Below are 2,379 nucleotides of genomic sequence, written 5' to 3'. Positions count from 1 at the left end.
GCCTGGCGCTTTACCAGGCCAACCGTCATTACAACCAGCAGGTGAAAAACATCACGGTGGCGAACACCAACTCTTTCACCGAACGCAACCCGGTGTACATGCAGGATGAATCAGCGAGCCTCAACTTTGGTGCGCTCAACATTCAGGGCTTTGACTTTGCTGTACGCAATGCCGGCACGGCGGACAACAACTACCAGTACACCTGGCTGCAGGCTTCGCAACAAAATGCACTGGACTATGCCGTCAACCTGGGTAGCGCGGGTTCCAGCTACGTCCAGGGCTGGAACGGTGCGCAGGCCACGCAGGACTTCCAGGTGGGTATTGGCAACCTTCTGGGCGGCGGGACCCAGGCACTGTCCATCGGGACGGCCATGGGCAATGCGGCAACCGGCGCCAATATCCGCGTAGGCGCCGGCACCTATGCCGAGGACGTGGTCGTAAACAACCCCTACAACCTGTACTTCGGCGGCTCGACCCTGCACGGCCTGACGCTCAATGCCGGCGCGGGCGGCTCCGGCGTCAGCGGCAACGTCACAGTGGACGGTGCGGGTGGCATCCTGTTCAATGCCCCGGTGAACCTGCTGGGCGACACAACGCTGGCAACCCTGGGCGCCAACATTACGCTCAACGGCGATGTGCAAAACGCCGGCAGCGCAGCCCGCGCGCTGCGGCTCGTCGCTGGCTCGGGCAGCACCCGCGGCAATGTGCACATGGTGACGGGCGGCACGGAGACCAACGCGCTCGGCCGGTTTGAGGTTGTGGCCAGTGACTTCAGTCTGGACAGCACCTTGTGGGTAAAAGGCTACGGCATTGACGCACTCGGCAGTGTTGCCCTGAGCAACCACACGCTGCGCGGGCAGGACGCCACACAGTCCAACACTCTGAACGCCGGCGGCGACGTGAGCGGCTCCACCATCAGCCTGGGTGCCGTCCAGGTCACCAGCGGCGGCGATGTCTCGGCCAACGTCACCGCCAGCGAAGTGGCGGTGGCCGCCGTAGGCGACGTAAGCGGCACCACCACCAGCCAGGGCAATGTGCAGATCAGCAGCAGTACCGGCGACATCAGCGGCAACATCACCGGCAACAACGTTGTCGTGCAGGCTCAGGGCGACGTAAGCGGCACTACCACCAGCCAAGGCAATGTGCAGATCAGCAGCAGCACCGGCAACGTCAGCGGCAACATCAGCGGCAACAATGTGGTGGTGCAGGCGCAGGGCGACGTGAATGTCGTGGTCACTGCCAGCAACTCGGCATCGCTGGCCGGCGACACCGTGGTGGCCAACGTGGTTGCGCCCATCATGGCCGTGGAGGCCGTCACCGAGGTACAAATTTCCGGCACATCCGCCCAGGTGAGCATTGATTCGCCAAAAGGCAGCGTTAGCGGCAGCTTCGGCCAGGTGACCAATTCGGGCAGCGGCCTCGTCAATGTCAACGGCAAGCCGCAGGGCAATCAGCAACTTTCGTCTAATGCGGAAAATAACCGTGTGATTCCGGCCGGCAATAACGTGGCTGACAACGCCGGGGCCGGGGCTGACGGTGCAGGGGCAGCTACGCCGACGCTTCAGCTGGCGCTGGCCGGTGAAGGTACGACTTCTCTGGTTTCGAGCACCCCTGCCAAAGCGGGCGACGCCATCGATAGCGGCCAGGCTGTGGAGCTGGACATGTCACCAGGCAATGGGAGAGATAAGGATTGAGGGCTGGCCGGTGAATGGCCGGGCTGGGGCCTGAGCTTGACTTGACCCGGAGATTAGCGTCGATGCGACGCCTGTGCCCTTAACTCCGGTTTAACTCCGGTTTAATTCCGGTACTGTTCCTGCTGCATCAGCAGCTCAGCCTGCCGCGCAACCGACACCTGCGGGGCTGCCGCCTGAGCTGGCGGCTTGTCCGATGCGGTAGCTTGCGGCTGTTGCGGGCGGGCGGGCAACGCGGCCGCGCGGGGTGTGGCCTCTTGCGCCACCCCGTTGGATGGCTGTACGCGGCGGGCGCCGTCGAAGCGGCGCTGCCAGTAGCTCACACCCATGCTTTCGACGCGGACTTCAGCGCCGGGCTTGGGTGAGTGGATGAACTTGCCGTCGCCGATGTAGATGCCGACATGGCTGAAGGCCCGCTTCATCGTGTTGAAAAACACCAGGTCGCCGGGCTGCAATTCGGTCTTGTCGATGCGCTGGGTGGCGGCGGCTTGCTGTTCGGCGCGGCGGGGCAACAGCAGCCCGACGCTTTGCTCGTAAATGGCGCGTACAAAACCGCTGCAGTCAAACCCCGTTTCAACGGTGTTGCCGCCGCGCTTGTAGGGCACGCCCAGGAAACCCATGGCGTTGACGACCAGCTCGGAAGCCTTGTTGGTGACGCTGTGGCGGACGTTGTCAATCTGGGTCAGCA

The 2,379-nt window shown here is 63.5% G+C and carries 2 protein-coding genes; one reads left to right on the top strand and one right to left on the bottom strand.

The window, feature by feature from the left end:
- A partial coding sequence (locus AC1DWI_RS20070; protein ID WP_477725562.1) for a beta strand repeat-containing protein occupies window positions 1–1,694 on the top strand: 1,694 nt, incomplete at its 5' end.
- 101 nt (window positions 1,695–1,795) lie between these two features.
- Here AC1DWI_RS20070 and AC1DWI_RS20065 read toward each other — a convergent pair.
- Window positions 1,796–2,377, bottom strand: coding sequence for a C40 family peptidase (locus AC1DWI_RS20065; RefSeq protein ID WP_477725561.1), 582 nt, complete (start codon window positions 2,375–2,377; stop codon window positions 1,796–1,798).
- Window positions 2,378–2,379 lie beyond the last annotated feature (2 nt).

The sequence above is a fragment of the Polaromonas sp. P3_C2 genome, from assembly GCF_056402675.1.
Note: the sequence above shows the minus strand (reverse complement) of the source record. Positions and strands in the feature narration are given on the sequence as shown.